The following is an 18,551-nucleotide window of genomic DNA, read 5'->3' as shown; positions in this document are numbered from 1 at the left end:
CCGTGGAGGTTCGCGACAGCGCACCCGAGCCGGTCGACGCCGTCATCTACGGCGCCACCCTCGCCGGGATCATGGCCGCACTGCGGCTGCGGCTGCGCGGCCTGCGCAGCGTGATCCTGGAGCCGACCGGGCACGTCGGCGGCATCATCGCCGGTGGCCTGGTCAAGACCGATACGCCCAACGTCGCGGAGGCCCTCGCCGGCCTGACGCTGAGCCGGTTCTTCGCCGGCATCGGTGCCGCCTACGGCAGCGACGGGCCGCGGTACCGGTTCGAGCCCAAGATCGCCGAGGACGTCGCCCGGGCGCTGCTCGCCGAGGCCGGCGCGACCGTGCTGACCGGCCACCGCCTGCACGGCCCTGCCGACGTCGAGGTCACCGGCCGCCGGATCCGGGCCGTCCGCACCGCCCGGGGCTGGCAGCGGGCCGGGTTCTTCATCGACGCGTCGTACGAGGGCGACCTCATGGCGGCCGCCGGCGTGCCGTACGCCGTCGGGCGGGAGCCACGCACCCGCTACGACGAGCCGCTCGCCGGGTTCCAGCCGGTACAGGCGTACCGGCGGCGCAGCTTCCGGCCCAACACGCTGTACCCCGTCGGCGTCGACCCGAAGCTGCCCGAAGGCGAGGGCGACGAGAAGACCCAGGCGTACAACTTCCGCGGCGTGCTGTCGGTCGATGCCGACCGGCTGCCGTTCCCGAAGCCGGACGGCTACGACCCCGCCCGCTACACGTATCTCGCGCAGCTGCTGGCGCAGCGGGGCATCACCGGGCTTTCCTCGATCGTCACCGAGACCGCGCTGTTGCCCGGCGGGAAGTACCAGACCAACCAGGCGCTGTTCATCGGCTTCGACCTGCCCGGCGCGTCGTGGGACTACCCCGACGGCAGCTGGGCCCGGCGCGACGCGGTCATCGCCGAGCAGGCGAGCTGGCACCAGGGGATGCTGTACTGGCTGGCCAGCGATCCGTCGCTGTCGGAGACCTTCCGCGCCGACGCCCGCCGCTTCGGGCTGCCGCCCGACGAGTTCACCGACAGCCCGCACGGACCCGGCTTCCCGCACGCGCTGTACATCCGTGAGGGCCGCCGGCTGCTCGGCGCCCACGTGCTGACCCAGCACGACCTGCTGCGGCCCGGCAACACCAAGGCCACCGCGGTGTGCTGCTGGAAGTACGGCATGGACAGCCACATCGTGCAGTACTACGCCGAAGGCGACGACACCATCGTCGGCGAGGGCACCCTCAGCGGCACCGAGTTCAACCCGCCGGTGGACCTGTACCAGATCCCGGCCGAGGTGCTGTTCCCGGCGCGCGGCGGGGTGCAGAACATCGCCGTCCCGCTGTGCTTCTCGGCCAGCCACGTCGGCTACACGTCACCGCGGATGGAGCCGAACTACGGCATGCTCGGCGAGGCCTGCGGCGAGCTGGCTGCGCAGTCGCTGCGCACCGGCAGGCCGGTGCAGGACTACGACTACCCGGACCTCGCCGCCGCGCTGCGCGAGCACGGCAGTGTGCTGACCCTGCCCGAACTGCACGCCGGGACGGGGTGAGCCGCCGTGCTGCCACTGACCCTCGCCGCCGTCGGCATCGACCTGCCGGCGTTCCAGCCCGGCCCGCTCAACGCCGGCACCGGCTGGCGGCCGCACCGGGTCGAGCTGCCGCTGCGGATCGCGCAGGGCGACGTCCCGCCGGACGGCTGCGTCCTGCGCCTGGAGTTTGCCGCCGGCCACGGGCCCTGCCCCGACCTCGCGGTGGAGCTCGACGGCGTCCACCACGGCCTGTTCCACCCGGCCGTGCGCCGCGACGACCGCACCGAGGTCTACCGGCACGGCCCGATCGCCGGTGACGTCACCCTCGACGTGCCGTTGCCGGCGGCCTGGCTCGCCCCGGGTTCCCACGTGCTGGCCCTGACCACCGTCCTCGACGAGGAGGCCGCGACCGGACCGGTCACCGCCGAGCCCGCGGGCCGGCCGCGGCACCGCGAGCAGTTCGGCCACCACTTCGGCAGCGGGATCACCTGGCACGCGCTGACGCTCGCCGCGGCGGAGACGCCGGCGCCGGCTCGGGTGGACGCCGAGCTCGTCGCCACCCCCTTGTACGTCAAGCGTGACGGCGCGCTGTTGGAGCTGCTGGAGCTGACCGTGTCGGTGCCGCCCGGCGCCGAGTGGCCGGCGCGGGCCGTCGTGCGGCTCGCCGGCAGCGACCACGAGCTCGATCTGCACCGCAAGGACCGCACCTTCGGCCAGGTGCGGAGCCGGTTCCCGGTGCCGGAGTTCACCGGCCCGCAGCCGGCCACGGTTGAGGTCGACGGCGTGACCCTCACCGCGGTCGAGCTGCGGCCGGCCCGCAAGTGGACGTTGCACCTGGTACCGCACGTGCACCTCGACGTCGGCTACACCGATGTTCAGGGCAAGGTCCTGGAGCTGCACAGCCGGAACCTGGACCGGGCGCTTGACGCGCTGGAGCGCGACCCCGGGTTCGCCTTCTCGGTGGACGGCTCGCTCATCGTCACCCAGTACCTGGCCACGCGCGCACCGCAGCGGGCGGACCGGATGCTGGCGGCGCTGCGCTCCGGGCGTCTGTCGGTCAACGCGTTCCACAGCCTCTTCCTGTCCGGCGTGGCCAGCCTGGAGGAGTGCTACCGGGCGGCGTACCCGGCGACCCGGCTGCGCGACGAGCACGGCGTCCCGGTCACCTACGCCAACCTCACCGACGTGCCGTCGTACAGCGCCGCGATCCCGTCGATCCTGCACGCGCTCGGCATCGACGCGTTCGTCGGCATCGAGAACCACCACCGCGGCGGCAACGCCGACAGCGACGCCCAGCACCTCGCCAGCCCGGTGCTGTGGGAGGGTGTCGACGGCGCCCGCGTGCTCACCCACTTCTCCGACACCTACTCGCAGCTGCGGTTCATGGCCGGGGACCCGCAGACCGTCGCCGGCGGCGCGCACGCCTTCTGCCGCCTGCTGACCCGCTACGACCGGCCCGACTACCTCCCGCACGACCTGGCCGTCATCGGTACCCACGCCGACAACGAGGACCTCGCCGACGGCGACGCCGGCTTCGCCGCCCGCTGGAACGAGCGCTACGCGTACCCCCGGATGCGGGTCTCGACACTGGCCGGCTACCTGGACGCCGTCCGGCCCCTGGCCGACCGGCTGCCGGTGTGGCGCGGCGACGGCGGCAGCTACTGGGAGGACGGGGTCGGCACCGGGGCCACGGTGACCGCCGAGCACCGCCGCGCCCAGGCCGCGCTGCCCGCCGCCGAGGGCCTCGCCGCGCTGGTCGCGCTTGCCGACCACGGCTACCGGCCGCACCGGGCCGCGCTGGACGCGGCATGGGAGAGCGCACTGTTCGGCTGCGAACACACGTGGACGTGGGCGCACGCCAACGGCCACCCGCACGGCCACCAGGTCGGCGACCAACTCGACTGGAAACGCCACCAGGTGCACAACGCCCACCGCACCGCGACCGACGAGGCCCGCCGCGCGCTCAGCCAGCTCGGCGAGCTCGTCCACACCGCGGGACCCACCCTGCTGGTCCACAACCCGCTCGGCTGGCGGCGCGACATCGAGGTCGAGGTGGAGACCCTGCCCGGCGCGGCGCCGCTGGTCGGCGAGGTGCTGGCCGACTGCAACGGCCTGCGCCGGGTGCGGATGACCGTGCCGGACGTCCCGGGTTTCGGCTACCGGGTGCTGCCGATGGGTGGCGCGCGGACCCTCGCCCCAGGCGAGGAGGAAGGTGCGCCCGCCGGTGGTCCTGCCGTGACCGAGGACTGGCAGCCGGTACCGCCGCGCCTCACCGGCCGGCGGTGGGACGTGTCGCTCGACCCGGCCACCGGCGCGGTGCTCGGCCTGCGGCACCGTCCCAGCGGCCGGGATCTGCTGGACCCCACCGGACCGTGGCGGCTGGGCCAGGTGCTGTACGCCCTGCAGGGCCCGGAGTCGCTGACCCGCGGCGCCCGGCCGGAGCACTCCGGCGTGCCGCACCGGCACCAGCCGGCGCCGCGCAGCACCCTGCTCGGCCGCCGCCCCAAGGCCGACCCGCCCGCGCTGACCGTCCACCCTGCACGGATGCGGCCCGTCGGACTGCGCCGTACCCATGACGGGTGGCGGCTGCGGACCGTCGGCCACGCGCCGAGCCTGCCCCGGATCGAGGTCGACGTACTGATCCGGGACGGCAGCGACCGCGTCGACGTCACCGTCGAGCTGGACAAGGAACCGGTGCTGGCCAAGGAGGCGCTGTACATCACCTTCCCATTCGCGGCCACCGACCCGGTGTTCCGCTACGACCGGCAGCAGGGCTGGATCGATCCGGCCGTCGACCACTCACCGGGTGCCTGCCACGACTGGTTCACCACCCAGTACGCGGTGGTGGTGGCCGACCGCATGCCGGGTCGAGGTCCCGCCGTCGCATGGGCCTCGGCCGACGCGCCGCTGTTCACCGCCGGGGACATCGTCCGCGGCGCCTGGGCCGAGCGGTTCCAGCCCGCCTCGGCCACGCTGTACTCGTGGGTGCTCAACAACTACTGGCCCACCAACACCCCACCCGAGCAGTCCGGCACGCTGACACTGCGCTACGCGTTCACCCCGCTGCCGGCGTTCGACCCCGTCGCCGCAGGCCGGTTCGGCCGTGAGGTACGGGCACCCGCGGTCGCCACCGAGATCACCTGGCTGGACAAGTTCGACCTTGGCGCCCGTCCGCTGGCCGCACCCGCCGGTGCGCTGCTGGACCTCGACCTGCCCGACTCCGTGCACGCGAGCGTCGCGCAGCCGCGCTCCGCCAGCGGGCTGCTGATCCGCCTGCAGGACCTGGCCGGGCAGGCCCGGACCGTCCACTTCAAACACCCCGCTGGCGGCGCCGGCTCGGCCGTCCGCTGCCACGCCGACGAACGGCCGCTCGATCGCCTGCACCCCAGCACCGACGGCCGCGTCGCCGTCGAGCTCGGGGCGTGGCAGGTCGTCACGCTCCTGCTCGACGGCTTCCCGCCCTCCGCTACCCCGATCGGAGATACACCATGCGCAACCCGACCCTGAGCCGGCGCCGCTTCCTGGCGCTGACCGGCGGAGCCGCCGCGCTGACGGCCGGATCCGGCCTGCTCGCGGCGTGCGGCGAACCGGCCGCGCCGAAGCCCGGCGGCGCGGGGAGCGTCGCCCTGCCCGACTACATCCCCTCCACGCTGGTCAAGGCCGACCTGCCGGCCCGGGCCGACGGCGTCATGGCCGGCTTCTACACCTACCCGGCCACGCCGGCGGTCGCCTACACCAGCAAGCCCGGCGACGGCGCCGGCACCGTCTCCGTGCTCACCAACATGTTCAACCCCGTGCCGCCGGCCGTCGGCGCCAACGCCTACTGGCAGGAGCTCAACACCCGCCTGGGCGCCACGCTGGACATCACCATGACGCCCCAGGCGGACTACCTCAGCAAGCTCTCCACGGTCATCGCCAGCGGCGACCTGCCCGACCTGACGCTGATCTCCGCCCGACTCGCGCACCGCGCCGACGTGCTCACCCGACTGTGCGCCGACCTGTCCGAATTCGTGTCCGGCTCCGCGATCAAGCAGTACCCGTTCCTGGCCAACATCCCCACCGACGCGTGGCAGACCACCGCCTACGGCGGGGGCATCTACGCGGTGCCGATCCCGCGGGCCATCGTGGGCACCATCATGTTCACCCGCACCGACCTCGTCCGCGCCCGCGGCCTCAATCCCGCGCCGGCCAGTTACGCGGAGTTCCTCGACGTCGCCAAGGGGCTGTCGGACGCCCGCGCGAACAAGTGGGCGTTCGGCTCGCCGAAGCAGGTCATCTACTTCGTCGGCACCATGCTCGGTGTGCCGAACGTGTGGCGCGAGGAGAACGGCAGGTTCACCTCCGAGCACGAGACCGAGCAGCGCAAGGAGGCCATCGCGCGGACCGCTGAGATGGTCAAGAGCGGGCTGTTCCACCCCGACTCGATGGGCGGCAAGCTGCAGATCCGCGACCTGTTCGGCAACGGCACCCTCGCATTCAACCCTGACGGGTACGCCGCCTGGGACACCCTGGCCAACACGTACAAGGTCGAGATCGGCGCGACCGCGGCGCCGCAGTACAACGGCGGCGGCGTGGCCCGCCACCGCGCCGGGACCACCGCCTTCGCGATCACCGCCATCAAGAAGACCGACAAGGCCCGCGTCCAGCAACTGCTGCGCATCTGCGACTGGCTCGCCGCGCCGCTGGGCACCGCCGAGTACATGTTCCGTAAGTTCGGTGCCGAAGGCACCCACTACACGATGCAGAACGGCGCGCCGGTCCTCACCGACAAGGGCAAGGTCGAGGTGAAGCTGCCGCTGGAGTACATCGTCGACGCCCCGCACGTGCTCGGCCCCACCGACCGGGCACGGGTCGACGCCCAGCACGGATACCAGGAGAAGGTCGTCCCGACGATCCTGCGCAACCCCGCCGACGCGCTCTACTCGGCCACCGCCACCGACAAGGCCGGTGAGATGAGTAAGATCATCGACGCGGCCGAGCTGGACATCGTCTCCGGTCGCAAGCCAATCAGCTATTGGGACGAGACCGTCGCCCAGTGGCGCAAGGCCGGCGGCGATGTCGCCCGCGCCGAATACGAGAAGGCTCTCGCGGACAAGGGCTGACGGCGATGGCATCGACGAAGCTCGTCAGCGACGCGTCGCCCGCGTCCCCGAGCACGGCCGACCAGCCGCGCGGTCCGGCTGCCCGGCGGCGTCCAACCGGCTGGTGGCGGCTGCGCCGGGACTGGTTCCTGGTCCTGCTCGGCGTGCCCGGGCTGCTGCTCATTCTTGTGTTCCACTATGTGCCCCTGGCGGGCAACGTCATCGCGTTCAAGGACTACCGGCCGTACCTCACCATCTGGGAGGCGCCGTGGGTGGGCTTCGAGAACTTCCGGGTCATCTTCGAGGGCGACCCGGCGTTCCTCAACGCGCTGACCAACACCTTGGTCATCTCCCTGCTGCAGATCATCGTCGTGTTCCCCGTGCCGATCGCCGTGGCACTGCTGCTCAACAGCCTGCTCTCGGAGCGGCTCAAACGGATTGCGCAGTCGGTGCTCTACCTGCCGCACTTCATGTCGTGGGTGGTCGTCGTCGCGCTGTTCCAACAGCTGCTGGGCAACGCCGGGCTGTACAACACCTGGGCCCGGACGCACGACCTCCCGCTGCTGCACCTGATCGGCAACCCGGATCTGTTCCTCACACTCATCACCAGCCAGGCGATCTGGAAAGACGCCGGCTGGGGCACCATCATCTTCCTGGCCGCGATGTCCCGCGTCGACCTGGAGCTCTACGAGGCGGTCGCCGTCGACGGCGGCGGCCGGCTGCGCCAGCTGTGGCACGTCACGCTGCCCGCGATCCGGTCGGTGATCGTCCTGCTGCTCATCCTGAAGCTCGGTGACGTGCTCACTGTCGGCTTCGAGCAGATCATCCTTCAGCAGGCCGCGGTCGGGCAGGACGCGTCGGAGGTGCTGGACACCTACGTCTACAACCGCGGGATCATCGACGGCAACTTCGGCGTGGCGGCCGCGGTGGGCCTCGTCAAGGGCGTCGTCGGGCTGGGGCTCGTGCTCGCCGCGAACAAGATCGCGCACCTGTTCGGAGAGAGGGGGATCTACTCCCGATGGTGACCATGGTCAACGGTATGGCGCCACCGCATCCGGTGATGCGGGCCGTCAAAGGTGTTGTCCTGCTGCTGTGCTGCGCGGTCGTGGTCCTGCCGTTCGTCGGCGTGGTCGCCACCTCCCTCGCCGACCAGCAGCAGATCACCGCGGCCGGCGGGTACGTGCTGTGGCCGGCCCATCCGTCGCTCGACGCGTATGCGGCGATCTTCCGCGGCGGTGTCGTCACCCGCGCCACCCTCGTGTCCATCGGTGTCACGTCCGTCGGCTCGGCCCTGTCGGTCATCGTCGTGGCGCTGCTGGCCTACTCGCTGTCGCGCCCGGGCAGCTTCGGTCACCGCCCGATACTGATGCTGGTGCTCGTCACCATGCTCTTCAACGCCGGCATGATCCCCAACTACCTGCTCGTCAAGCAGCTCGGGCTGATCGACTCGTGGTGGGCGCTGATCCTGCCGCCGCTGGTCTCGGCGTTCCAGGTGATCATCGTGCGCGCGTTCTTCATGGAGGTACCGACGGAGATCATCGACGCCGCACGCATCGACGGCGCCAGCGAGCTGCAGATCCTCACCCGGATCATGCTGCCGCTGTCGAAAGCGGTCCTGGCAGTCGTTGCGCTGTTCCAGGCCGTCGCCTACTGGAGCGCCTTCTTCAACGCCATGCTCTACATCAACTCTACCGACAAGTGGCCGCTGCAGCTCGTGCTGCGCACCTACGTCGTCGACAACGCGGCCATCGGCACCGACCTGCCCGGCGAGGTCGTCCCGCCGCAGCAGTCGCTGCAGATGGCGATCCTGGTGGTCTCCCTCGTGCCGATCCTGCTCGTCTACCCGTTCCTGCAGAAGCACTTCGCCAAGGGAGTCGTGATCGGGGCCGTCAAAGGCTGACCCCCGGCCGCTCCGCCGAGGTTATCTCCGCATCGCCGGCAGACCCCCGCCGGCGGCTGGCCCCTGCGCGCCGGACGTGATGCCGGCGCGTCGAAGAGGAGGCAACGCCCATGTCCCACACCCCACCCGCCGGCACGGTCCGCCGCCGTGCCCTGGCCACGCTCGGTCTCGCCGGCCTCGCGGTCGCCGGCAGCCAGGCGGTCGCCGGCACCGCGTCCGCCGCACCCGCCAGGAAGCACGACGACCCCGAAGCCACCGTGAACAGCGTGGCCGACCTGCGCACCACCACGCCCGCCGCCGATGGCCAGCAAGTGCAACTGCTCGGCTATCACGGCGACCTCCCCGGCCGCGGCGGCGGGACCCTCTACTGGGACGCCGACAGCACCGACCCCGACAACGGCGGCACCGTCTTCGCCGTCACCGGCCGGGCGACCGGCCGCTGGAAACGACCCTATGCCGCCCGGCTGGACCTGGCCTGGTTCGGCTGGAAGGGCACCGGCGCCGAGGACGACACCCCGCGCGTCCAAGCCGCGGTGAACGCGCTGCCCGCCGGGGGTGTCATCGAGGCCGGCCCAGGCAAGATCCGCCTGCAGAGCACCGTCAAGGTCCGCAGCGTCCCGATCACCTTCCAAGGCGCCGGCGCCACGGACAACGACGACTACGCCACCCAGTACATCGTGGCGACCGGCAACGCCAACGGCTTCCTGCTCACCAACGTCCACGGTGGCGGCCTGCGCGACCTGGTCGTCCGAGGCGACGGCCTGACCGGCGGCAGCCTGGTCGCCACGGAGGCGGACACCGGCGAGCGCAACTACATGGTGTCGTTCGTCAACGTCCGGTTCAAGGACGGCTACACCGGCATGACGCTGCGCTCGTGCAACACGATCCGGTTCCGCAACTGTGTCTGGAACGGGTTCAGCGGCCCGTACGTCATCCTGCTCAACGGCGTCGGCAACGACTCGCGCGCCGACCCGATCGAGTTCGTGCAATGCGGCATCGCGGCCGGCGGCGGCAACACCACCACCGACAACATCGTCATCGACGGTCTCGGCGGGTCGATCAAGTTCTTCGCCACGGCGGTCCTCTTCGGCCGGCACGGGCTGTGGCTGAAGAACACCACCGGCGGCTCGTACCCGAAATTCGTCTACTTCGAGGGCGGCGGCTTCGAGAACGGCCACGGCAACCCGGTGCTGCTCGACGCCGGCGCCCAGGCCCAGTTCACCAATGTCTACATCTCCGCCGACAACGAGCACGACAACGTCCGCATCAACCCGGGCTTCACCGGCAGCGCGACCTTCACCGGCTGCATCATCCGCGGCTGCGGCCGCAACGGCCTGGACATCGCCTCCACCCGGGTCACCGTCACCGGGTGCCTCATCGGCAACAACGGGCGCACCGCCCACCCCAACTTCGGCCGCACGATCAGCGGCGCCGCCGCCAGCCCGGCCGGCCGGGTCCGGATCACCACCGCCGCCGGCCACGGCTGGGAGACCGGCGACCGGATCACCGTCTCGGGCGTGAACGGCACCACCGAGGCCAACGGCAAGTGGCGGATCGACGTGGTGAGCCCGACACAGTTCGACCTGCCGGTCACCTTCAGCCACGGCTACAGCGGGGGTGGCAGCGCATACCGGCACGGCGGCGGCATCAACATCCGGTCCGAAGCCAGCCGCGTGGTCGTCGTCGGCAACGCGATCGGGGGCCTCGCCGACGGCGTCAACCGCCAGGACTACGGCGTCGTCAACGAGGCCGCCGACGTGCTGGTCGCGGACAACGACCTGAACGGCAACACGGCCGGCCCGTACCAGCTCACCGGCACACTGACCCGCGACACCCGGTTCACCGGCAACAAGGGCGTCGAGCAGATCGACGGCTGGCTGCCGGCCCGAGTGCCCGGGGCGGTCAGCGACGGGCTGTACGACTTCGGCAGCCTGCTGTACCTGGAAGGCCAGCGGATCCGGGTCGTGAAGATCACCCGCAAGCTCGGTGCCGGCACCTGCGACGCACGGCTGGACGCGAACGGCGCGTCCGCGGGCGGCAACGCCATCGCGGTAACAACCGCGGTGCAGACGACCACGCTGGTCGCGCCGTTCACGATCGACGCAACGGCCGGAGCGCAGCGGCTGCAGCTGCGGATCCTCAACGCGGCATCGGCCAACGGGCTGGAGCTGCAGTTCGCGTACCAGCTCATCAGCTGACCTCGTCCACGGTGTCCACGGTGTCGAGTAGGTCAAGGCGGTCGCGGTGGGGGATCTGTCCCATCTGCGTGGTCGCGCCGATGTGCAGGATGGCCGGCTGATCGGCGTCGACCGGCGCCCACAGCGGCCGTCCGTCGCCGTTGGGGTCAGCGGCGGCGGCGAACGTCACCCAGTAGCCGGACAGCAACCGCGACTGTTGATGGTTCCGCGGCTGCCAGTCCCAGTTCCTGACCTGGAGGTGGCCGAAGGCGTACGGGATCTCGCTGGCGTGGAATGCCTGGGTGATCGCTCCGCTCAGCGGATCCCTTCGGCGCGGAGCCGGGCGGCCAACTGGTGGGTCTGCTCGTGGACGACCTCGGCGACCCGTTCGAGCTCCTCGTCCGTCGCCGCGGCGACCGGGATCGAGCAGCTGATCGCGTCGGTGGCCGGGATGCGGTACGGCACGGCAACGCTGACGCAGGCCAGCCCTGTGGTGTTCTGCTCGCGCTCCATGGCGTAGCCGCGGGACCGGGCTGCTTCGAGGTCGGTCATCAGCTCGTCGTGCTCGATGATGGTGTGCTCGGTGAGCCGTGCCAGGGGGCCGGGTGGAAGGAGCGTGGCGACCTCGCGTGGGGTCAGCTCGGCCAGCAGGGCCTTGCCCAGTGCGGTGGCGTGTGCCGGGAGCTGGCGGCCGACGCGGGAGGTGGCACGGCGGGGTTCGATGGTCTCCCGGGTGGCGAGGTACATGACGTTGGCGCCGTCGAGGCGGGCGTAGTGGGTGGTGTAGCCGACCTTGTCGCCGATGAGCTCGAGGGTGCGGGTGGCGTAGGGCAGGGCCGGGTCGCGGTCGAGGTAGGCGGTGCCGCACAGCAGGGCGTGCGGGCCGACGCCGACCGCCGAGCCGTCCGCGGTCGGCTCGATCCACCGCATCGCGATGAGCGTGTGCAGCAGCTGGTGCAGGCTGGATCGCGGGTATCCGGTGCGCCGGTGCAGGTCGGTCACGGTCACCGGGTCCCGGGCGGCGCCGAGCATCTCCAGGATGTGGATGGTGCGCTGGGCGGACTTGACCAGCTTCTGGTCGGCGGCGGGGTCCACCGGCTCGTTGCCGAGCGGGCGGCTGGACGGCTCGCGGGTCATCTGGCGGTCTCCTCGGCGGGCGGGGTGTGGGCCGACGTGATGGAGGTGTCGCGGTGCGGGGTGTGTGCCGGGCCGGTGGGCGGGGGATCGGTCCGGTCGGTAGCGTACGCAACGCCGGAAGGGTCCGCGCGGCGCCGCAGGGGGGATGGCAGCAGCGCGGCGGGCACGTCCTGGAACGTGACGGGGCGCAGGAACCGGGTGATCGCCGCGGGTCCGACCGACGTGTGCAGCGGTGCGGTCGTCGCCGGGTACGGCCCGCCGTGGTGCATCGCCGGGGTGACCGAGACGCCGGTGGGCCAGCCGTTCCAGATGATCCGGCCGGCGCGGTCGGTGAGCTCGCGCAGCAGCGCCGCGGCGACCGGCTCGTCGGGCTCGCCGTGGACGGTCGCGGTGAGCTGGCCCTCGAGGCGGCGGGCGAAGGCCGGCAGTGCGGTGTCGTCGGTGTAGGTGACCAGCAGCGCGGTGGGCCCGAAGCACTCGACCAGCAGACGGCCGGGGTCGGCGAGGACGGCGTCGAGGGTGGTGCCGAGCAGGGTCGGTGCGGCGGCCCGCCCGGTGCTGGCGCCGTCGACCAGGACCCGTACGGCGGGGTGCGTGGCCAGTTCGTGCCGGACGCCGCGGTGGCCGTCGGCGATGCGGTCGGTCAGCAGGTCGGTGGCGGCGCGGCCGGTGAGGTGGGCGGTGATCGCGGCGGCCGCGGCTGCCTCCGCCGGCACCAGCAGCAGCCCGGGTTTGGTGCAGAACTGCCCGCCCCCGAGGGTGAACGAGTCGGCGAAGCCGGTCCAGACGGCGGCGCCGCGGCGGGCGACGGCGCCGCGTGTGACGAAGGTGGGGTTGAGGCTGCCGAGTTCGCCGTAGAACGGGATGGGTTCGGGGCGGCCGGCGGCGAGGTCGAACAGCGCCCGCCCGCCGCGCAGGGAGCCCGTGAACGCTCCGGCGCGCACCCGCGGGTCGAGCAGCGCGGCCCGGCCGTCGGCCTCGCTGTGCAGCAGGGCGAAGCTGCCGTGCGGCGCGCCGGCGGCGTCGAGGGCGGCGGTGAGCACGTCGGCAGTGCGCTGCGACAGCCGGGGATGGCCGGGGTTGGTCTTGAGCAGCACGGGGCAGCCGGCGGCGAGCGCGGCGGCGGTGTCGGTCCCGGCGACGGAGAACGCGAACGGGAAGTTCGACGCGGCGAAGACGACGACCGGCCCGAGCGGGACGTTGACGCGGCGCAGTGCCGGTCGTGGGCCGGTCGGCCAGGCCGGGTCGGCCGGGTCGTCGCGGGCCGCCAGGTGCCGGCCGGTGCGGACCTCGTCGCCGTACAGGCGCAGCTGGAACGTGGTCCTCGCCAGCTCGGCGGTGAGTCTGGGCAGCGGCAGGCGGGTCTCATCGGCGGCGATCGGGATGAGGTCCGCGGCGGCCGCGTCGAGCGCGTCGGCGGCGGCGTCCAGCAGTGCTGCCCGGTCGGGGCCGGTGAGGTCGGCGAGGGGGCGGGCGGCCGTCGCGGCGGCGGCGAGTGACTGTTCGAGGTCCGTCACCACGGTGCGGTGGTCTCCTTCTGGGGCTCGTTCTGTGGCTCGGAATGTGCGGGGTGCCGCGGGTGCTGGTCGGCCCACTCGTCGGCCCACTGGTCGGCCCATGGGCCGCCGATGCGGACCGCGGGGTCGGCCGGTCCGGGGGAGCCGGCGCCGGGGATCTGCACCGCGAACCGTTCGGCGTCGTCGGCGGGCCGGTAGCCGATGGTTTCGCCGGCGGCCAGGGACACCCAGCGGCGACGGTTGGCGGACACGCCCCAGACGATGTGGTGGCCGGGGCGGGTCAGCGCCCGGCAGGCCTCGACGAGCCGGGCCGCGTCGCCGGGGGACAGCCAGGTCGAGAGGCTGCGCACACTGTCCGGCGCAGGGTCCACGGTGCCGATGCGGGCGGACACGACGGCCATGCCGTACGCGTCGGCGTAGTGGCTGCCGAGTGCCTCGACGGCTGCCTTGCTCACCCCGTACAGCGTGTCGGGCCTGGGTGGCAGCACCGTGTCGGCGCCGGTCTCGGTGGTGGCCAGCATGCCGACGACGTGGGCGGAGCTGGCCAGCAGCACGCGCCGCACGCCCTGCTTCCGGGCGGCCTCCAGCACGACGTAGGTGCCGTGGATGTTGACCTCGAGCAGGTCCCGCCACGGGCGTTCACCGGCGTGCCCGCCCAGATGGACGACGAGGTCGATGTCCTTGCACGCGGCGGCCATCAGGTCCGGGTCGGTGACGGATCCGCTCAGGTGGATCTCGCCGGGGTGCGGGGCCCCGCGAGGCGGGGCGGGGTCGAGCAGCCGGACCTCGCGGCCGGGTCGGATGAGGTGTGGCCGCAGCAGCGAGCCGACCCGGCCTGACGCCCCGGTGAGCAGGAGGCGGTCTGTCACGTAGTTTGCTCCATTCGGCCGTCCGGGGTGCCGGGTGGCGGTAACGCTGGGGAAGAACGCTGGTAACACCCTTGACATCTGCTTGGACCGTTCCTAGCGTACCGCATGTGTTCGCCACTACGAAAGCGTTCACATATGTGAAAATCACCGACGACGAGTTCGGGAAGGGAGCGGCTCACGTGGTCGCATACCAGGTGACGGGCGCGGCGCCGGAGGGCGCAGCGCTTCCGGATACGCCGGCGCCGGGCCGTCGGCCCAGGCGCCGGAAGGTGGGCATCCGCGCGCCGTGGTGGTTCGTGATGCCGGCCGTCGCGGCCTACGTGTTCATCGTCGTGGTGCCCAGCGTCAACGGCGCCCTGTACTCGTTCACCGACTGGAACGGGCTGCGCCCGGACTGGTCCTTCGTCGGCCTCGACAACTTCACCGCGGTCTTCACCGACCGCAGTGCACGGGCCGCGCTGATCAACACGGTCGTGCTCGCCGCGGTCGTGACGGTGCTGCAGAACGCCGTCGGGCTGGCCCTCGCGCTCGGCGTCAACACGATGGTGAAGAGCCGCTACGTCCTTCGGGTCGTCTTCTTCGCGCCGGTGGTCCTCACCCCGCTCGTGGCGGGCTACGTCTGGAGCTTCCTGCTCTCCCCGAACGGCACCGTCAACGCCGCGCTGACCTCCGTCGGGCTGGAGTCGCTGACCCGGGACTGGCTCGGCGACCCGGACACCGCGCTGTACGCCATCGCCGTCGAGATCATCTGGCAGTTTGCCGGCTACTCCATGGTGATCTACCTGGCCGGCCTCCAGGCCATCCCGGCCGAGGTGATCGAGGCCGCCACCATCGACGGCGCCGGGCCATGGGCCAAGTTCCGCCGGATCGTGCTGCCGCTGCTCAACGGCGCCGTCGTGATCAACGTGATGCTCTGCCTCATCGGCGGGCTCAAACAGTTCGACCAGGTCATCGCCATGACCGGCGGGGGACCCGGCACGGCCACCGAGACCATCTCCACCACGATCTACAAGAGCGCCTTCAACCTCGGCGACTTCCCGTTCTCGGTCGCGCTCGCGGTCGTCATGACGGTGCTCATCGCGATCCTCGCCGCGGTCCAGTACCGCCTGACGTTGAGGTCGAACACCTGATGCACACCCGGTACACCTGGCGCACCCTCACCCGTGAGACCGCGCTCATCCTCGTCGCGCTGCTCTTCCTGGTGCCGCTGCTCGGCCTGCTCAACGTGTCGCTGAAACCGCAGGACAGCCAGACCAGCGCGCTCGCCTTCGACTGGCCGCCCACCCCGGACAACTACGTCAAGGCATGGCAGGACGCCAGCCTCGGCCCGGCGCTGGGCAACAGCCTGTTCATCACGGTCGTCAGCGTGCTGCTCATCGTGGCCTGCTCGGCGCTGGCGGCCTACCCGCTCGCCCGGGTCACCCGCGCCTGGTCCCGGTTCTCGTTCTACTTCATCATCGGCGGCCTGCTCATCCCCGGCCAGCTCGCGCTGCTGCCGCTGTACGCCACGATGCGCGACCTCGGGCTGCTGGGCTCCCTGTGGTCGGTCGTGCTGATCAACCTCGGGCAGCAGCTGCCGTTCTCAGTGTTCCTCTACACGATGTTCCTGCGCGAACTGCCACTGGACTACGAGGAGGCGGCGATGCTCGACGGCGCCGGGCCGGTGCGGTGCTTCGCCACCGTCGTGTTCCCGCTGCTGCGGCCCGTGACCGGCACCGTCGTCATCCTCAACGCCGTCGGCATCTGGAACGAGTTCTTCACGCCGCTGCTGTACCTCGGCGGCAGCGACAACACCACCGCCCCCGTGGCGATCTACGGCTTCGTCAGCCAGTACGTGTCGCTGTGGCCGCTCATCTTCGCCGGTCTGGTGATCAGCGTGGTCCCAATCCTCGTCGTCTACTTCGCCCTGCAGAAATACATCATCAAGGGCTTCGCCGGTGGCCTGAAGGGCTGACCGGCCGCCACACCCACCCCCGCACACCCCACCCTCGTTCGGAGGAACGATGCACCCTGCCCACCGGCACCCCGCCACCGGACTGCTCGCCGCGCTCGCGGTCACCGCGCTCGTCGCCGGCGGCTGCTCCACCTCGAAGACCCCGACCGGCGACGCCGCCGACACGGTTCTGACGCTCGGCGCGGCCGGCACCGCACCCGCCCAGGCCGCCATCGACGCCTTTCAGAAGGCCAACCCCGGAGTGACCGTGAAGACCACGTTCACCGAGGACGACGCCTCCTACCAGCAACAGCTGCGCACCCAGCTCGCCTCCGGCACCGCACCGGACGTCTTCCGGCTCTGGCCCGGCGGCGGCAACTCCACCTCCGTCGCCGACCTCAGCAAGGACGGGCTGCTGCTGGACCTTTCCGGGGAGCCGTGGGCAGGCAAGGTCAGCACCGTGCAGCGGACCGTCTCCAACGGCCCCGACGGCAAGCTCGTCGCCCTGCCGATCACCATCGGCGCGATCGGCGCCATCTGGAACGACACCGCCGTCAAGGCCAGCGGCCTCACCCCGCCCAAGACGTGGACCGAGGTCCTGGCGTTCTGCGGCGCGGCCCGGCAGAAGAACGTGTACGCCTTCGCCCTGGGCCTCAAGTCCGCGTGGGTGACGCAGCTCGTGCCGTACGCGCTGACCGCGACCCTGGTCTACGGCCCCAACCCGTCCTTCACGCAGCAGCAGAAGGCCGGCACCGCCACGTTCGCCGCGTCGGCGTGGAAGCAGGCGATGGACAAGTACCTGGAGATGAAGAACGCCAACTGCTTCAACCCCAGCCCCAACGGCGTCAGCTACGACGAGCAGATGCAGATGATCGGCCAGGGCAAGGCACTCGGCGCCGTCCACGTGCTGTCCGCCGTGCCCAACGCCAAGAAGTACGCGCCGGCGAACACCCCGTTCTCGATGACACCGTTCCCGGCGACCGACTCCCCGGCCGACACGTTCGTCCCGGTCTCCGTCGGCATCTCCTACGCGATCAACGCCAAGGCCAAGAACCCGGCCCTGGCCAAGAAGTTCCTCGCGTTCCTCGCCTCCGAGGAGGGCCAGCAGGTGTACGCCACGAAGGCCGGCGCCACCCCGGCGCTGCCCAGCTCGGCGTTCCAGGCCGACGCCATCCAGCAGCCGGTCCTGGACGCGCAGAAGGCCGGCAGGTCGACCATCTACCCCGACCAGACCTGGCCCAACCCCAAGGTCCAGTCCGAGCACCTCATCGCGATCCAGGAGCTGTTCAACGGCACCATCGACGTGCCGACGGCCCTCTCCCGGCTCGACAAGGCATTCACCACCGCCAAGTAGCCCCGCGGGTGGCGGGGCACCGCCCCGCCACCCCCTCACCGGCGCACCGTCCACTACAGACAATGAGGAAGCGATGAAGCTCGAAGGGGTCCTGTTCTTCCCGGTCACCCCGTTCCATGCGGACGGCACGCTGGACGAGGCCACGCTCGCCAAGCACATCGGCAACGGGGTCGACGCCGGCGCCGGCGGCGTCTTCGTCGCCTGCGGCACCGGCGAGTTCCACGCCCTGACCCCGGACGAGGTCGAACGGTGCGCGCACGTCGCGGTCACCGCCGTCGCCGGGCGGCTGCCGGTGTACGCCGCGGCCGGCGGCCCCCTGCCGGTGGCGCTGGACCAGGTCGGCAGGCTCCAGCGGGCCGGGGTCGACGGGGTGCTGCTGCTGCCGCCCTACCTGGTGGCCGGCCCGCAACGCGGGCTCGTCGACTACGTGCGCGCCGTCGCGGCCGCCACGTCGCTCGCCGTCATCTTCTACCAGCGCGGCGCGGCGGTGCCCACGCCCCGCACCGCCGCGGAGATCGCCGCGATCCCCAACGTCGTGGGCATCAAGGACGGCATCGGCAACATCGAGCTCATGCACCGCACCGTGCTCACCGTGCGCCGGGCCGTCGGCCCCGACTTCCAGTTCTTCAACGGTCTGCCGACCGCGGAGATGACCGTCCCCGCCTACCGCGGGCTCGGCGTGCAGCTCTACTCCTCCGCGGTGTTCGCGTTCGCCCCGGAGATCGCGTTGCGCTTCCATCGCGCCGTCACCGCCGGCGAGACCGACACGATTCGGGTCCTGCTGGAGGAGTTCTACACCCCGCTGGTCGAGCTGCGCGACGAGGTCAGCGGTTACGCCGTCGCCCTGGTCAAGGCCGGCGTACGGCTGCGCGGCCTGGACGTCGGCGGGGTCCGGCCGCCGCTGCTGGACCCGAGCGCCGAACACGTCGACCGGCTCGGCGCGCTGCTGCGCCACGGCCTGGAACTGGCCGCCCGGTGAGGATCGCCGACCTCGTAGTCACCCCGATCGCGTTCGCCGACCCGCCCCTGCTCAACGCCGCCGGGCTGCACGAACCCCTCGCGC

The 18,551-nt window shown here is 71.7% G+C and carries 14 protein-coding genes; 10 read left to right on the top strand and 4 right to left on the bottom strand.

What is annotated here, in order from left to right; translation table 11 throughout:
- The first annotated feature begins 2 nt into the window (after positions 1–2).
- The 6 genes from OHA72_RS47845 to OHA72_RS47820 all read left to right on the top strand — a co-directional run bounded on the left by OHA72_RS47845 (position 3) and on the right by OHA72_RS47820 (position 10,699).
- Positions 3–1,541: an FAD-dependent oxidoreductase gene (locus tag OHA72_RS47845; RefSeq protein WP_327002744.1), complete on the top strand. Its 1,539-nt coding sequence runs from the start codon at positions 3–5 to the stop codon at positions 1,539–1,541.
- 6 nt (positions 1,542–1,547) lie between these two features.
- Complete coding sequence (locus tag OHA72_RS47840; RefSeq protein ID WP_327002743.1) at positions 1,548–5,027, top strand: glycoside hydrolase family 38 N-terminal domain-containing protein; 3,480 nt, start codon at positions 1,548–1,550, stop codon at positions 5,025–5,027.
- Positions 5,009–6,622: an extracellular solute-binding protein gene (locus tag OHA72_RS47835; protein ID WP_327002742.1), complete on the top strand. Its 1,614-nt coding sequence runs from the start codon at positions 5,009–5,011 to the stop codon at positions 6,620–6,622. Before OHA72_RS47840 ends, OHA72_RS47835 begins: the two co-directional genes overlap by 19 nt.
- A gap of 5 nt (positions 6,623–6,627) precedes the next feature.
- Entirely contained in the window at positions 6,628–7,626 is a 999-nt protein-coding gene (locus tag OHA72_RS47830; protein WP_327002741.1) for an ABC transporter permease, read from the top strand.
- Between the two features lie 14 nt (positions 7,627–7,640).
- Positions 7,641–8,501 (top strand): carbohydrate ABC transporter permease, encoded by an 861-nt coding sequence (locus tag OHA72_RS47825; protein WP_327002740.1) that lies wholly within the window; start codon positions 7,641–7,643, stop codon positions 8,499–8,501.
- A 110-nt stretch (positions 8,502–8,611) separates the two neighbouring features.
- A complete protein-coding gene (locus OHA72_RS47820) occupies positions 8,612–10,699 on the top strand; it encodes a putative phage tail protein (protein ID WP_327002739.1) in 2,088 nt (695 codons plus the stop codon).
- Here OHA72_RS47820 and OHA72_RS47815 read toward each other — a convergent pair.
- Genes OHA72_RS47815 through OHA72_RS47800 form a run of 4 tightly spaced genes read right to left on the bottom strand, consistent with a single transcriptional unit; the run spans position 10,692 to position 14,201 of the window.
- Positions 10,692–10,958 carry a hypothetical protein gene (locus OHA72_RS47815; protein WP_327011802.1) on the bottom strand — a complete coding sequence of 89 codons (267 nt, stop codon included), beginning with the start codon at positions 10,956–10,958 and terminating at the stop codon, positions 10,692–10,694. The genes OHA72_RS47820 and OHA72_RS47815 overlap by 8 nt on opposite strands.
- A 35-nt stretch (positions 10,959–10,993) precedes the next feature.
- Positions 10,994–11,815, bottom strand: a complete 822-nt coding sequence (locus tag OHA72_RS47810) for an IclR family transcriptional regulator (protein ID WP_327002738.1) — start codon at positions 11,813–11,815, stop codon at positions 10,994–10,996.
- Entirely contained in the window at positions 11,812–13,332 is a 1,521-nt protein-coding gene (locus OHA72_RS47805; protein WP_327002737.1) for an aldehyde dehydrogenase (NADP(+)), read from the bottom strand. Before OHA72_RS47805 ends, OHA72_RS47810 begins: the two co-directional genes overlap by 4 nt.
- Positions 13,329–14,201 (bottom strand): NAD-dependent epimerase/dehydratase family protein, encoded by an 873-nt coding sequence (locus tag OHA72_RS47800; RefSeq protein WP_327002736.1) that lies wholly within the window; start codon positions 14,199–14,201, stop codon positions 13,329–13,331. Before OHA72_RS47800 ends, OHA72_RS47805 begins: the two co-directional genes overlap by 4 nt.
- 299 nt (positions 14,202–14,500) lie before the next feature.
- Here OHA72_RS47800 and OHA72_RS47795 point away from each other — a divergent pair, with 299 nt between their 5' ends.
- From OHA72_RS47795 to OHA72_RS47780, 4 genes are all read left to right on the top strand, one after another.
- Positions 14,501–15,331: a carbohydrate ABC transporter permease gene (locus tag OHA72_RS47795; protein ID WP_327002735.1), complete on the top strand. Its 831-nt coding sequence runs from the start codon at positions 14,501–14,503 to the stop codon at positions 15,329–15,331.
- A complete protein-coding gene (locus OHA72_RS47790; RefSeq protein ID WP_327002734.1) occupies positions 15,331–16,155 on the top strand; it encodes a carbohydrate ABC transporter permease in 825 nt (274 codons plus the stop codon). Before OHA72_RS47795 ends, OHA72_RS47790 begins: the two co-directional genes overlap by 1 nt.
- Positions 16,156–16,204: 49 nt before the next feature.
- Positions 16,205–17,488: an ABC transporter substrate-binding protein gene (locus OHA72_RS47785; protein ID WP_327002733.1), complete on the top strand. Its 1,284-nt coding sequence runs from the start codon at positions 16,205–16,207 to the stop codon at positions 17,486–17,488.
- 73 nt (positions 17,489–17,561) lie between these two features.
- Positions 17,562–18,467: a 5-dehydro-4-deoxyglucarate dehydratase gene (locus OHA72_RS47780; protein ID WP_327002732.1), complete on the top strand. Its 906-nt coding sequence runs from the start codon at positions 17,562–17,564 to the stop codon at positions 18,465–18,467.
- The last annotated feature ends 84 nt before the right edge of the window (positions 18,468–18,551 follow it).

Source organism: Dactylosporangium sp. NBC_01737 (assembly GCF_035963215.1).
Taxonomy (GTDB): Bacteria; Actinomycetota; Actinomycetes; order Mycobacteriales; family Micromonosporaceae; genus Dactylosporangium.
The sequence above is the reverse complement of the archived record's forward strand: the minus strand, read 5'-3'. Positions and strand labels throughout refer to the sequence as shown.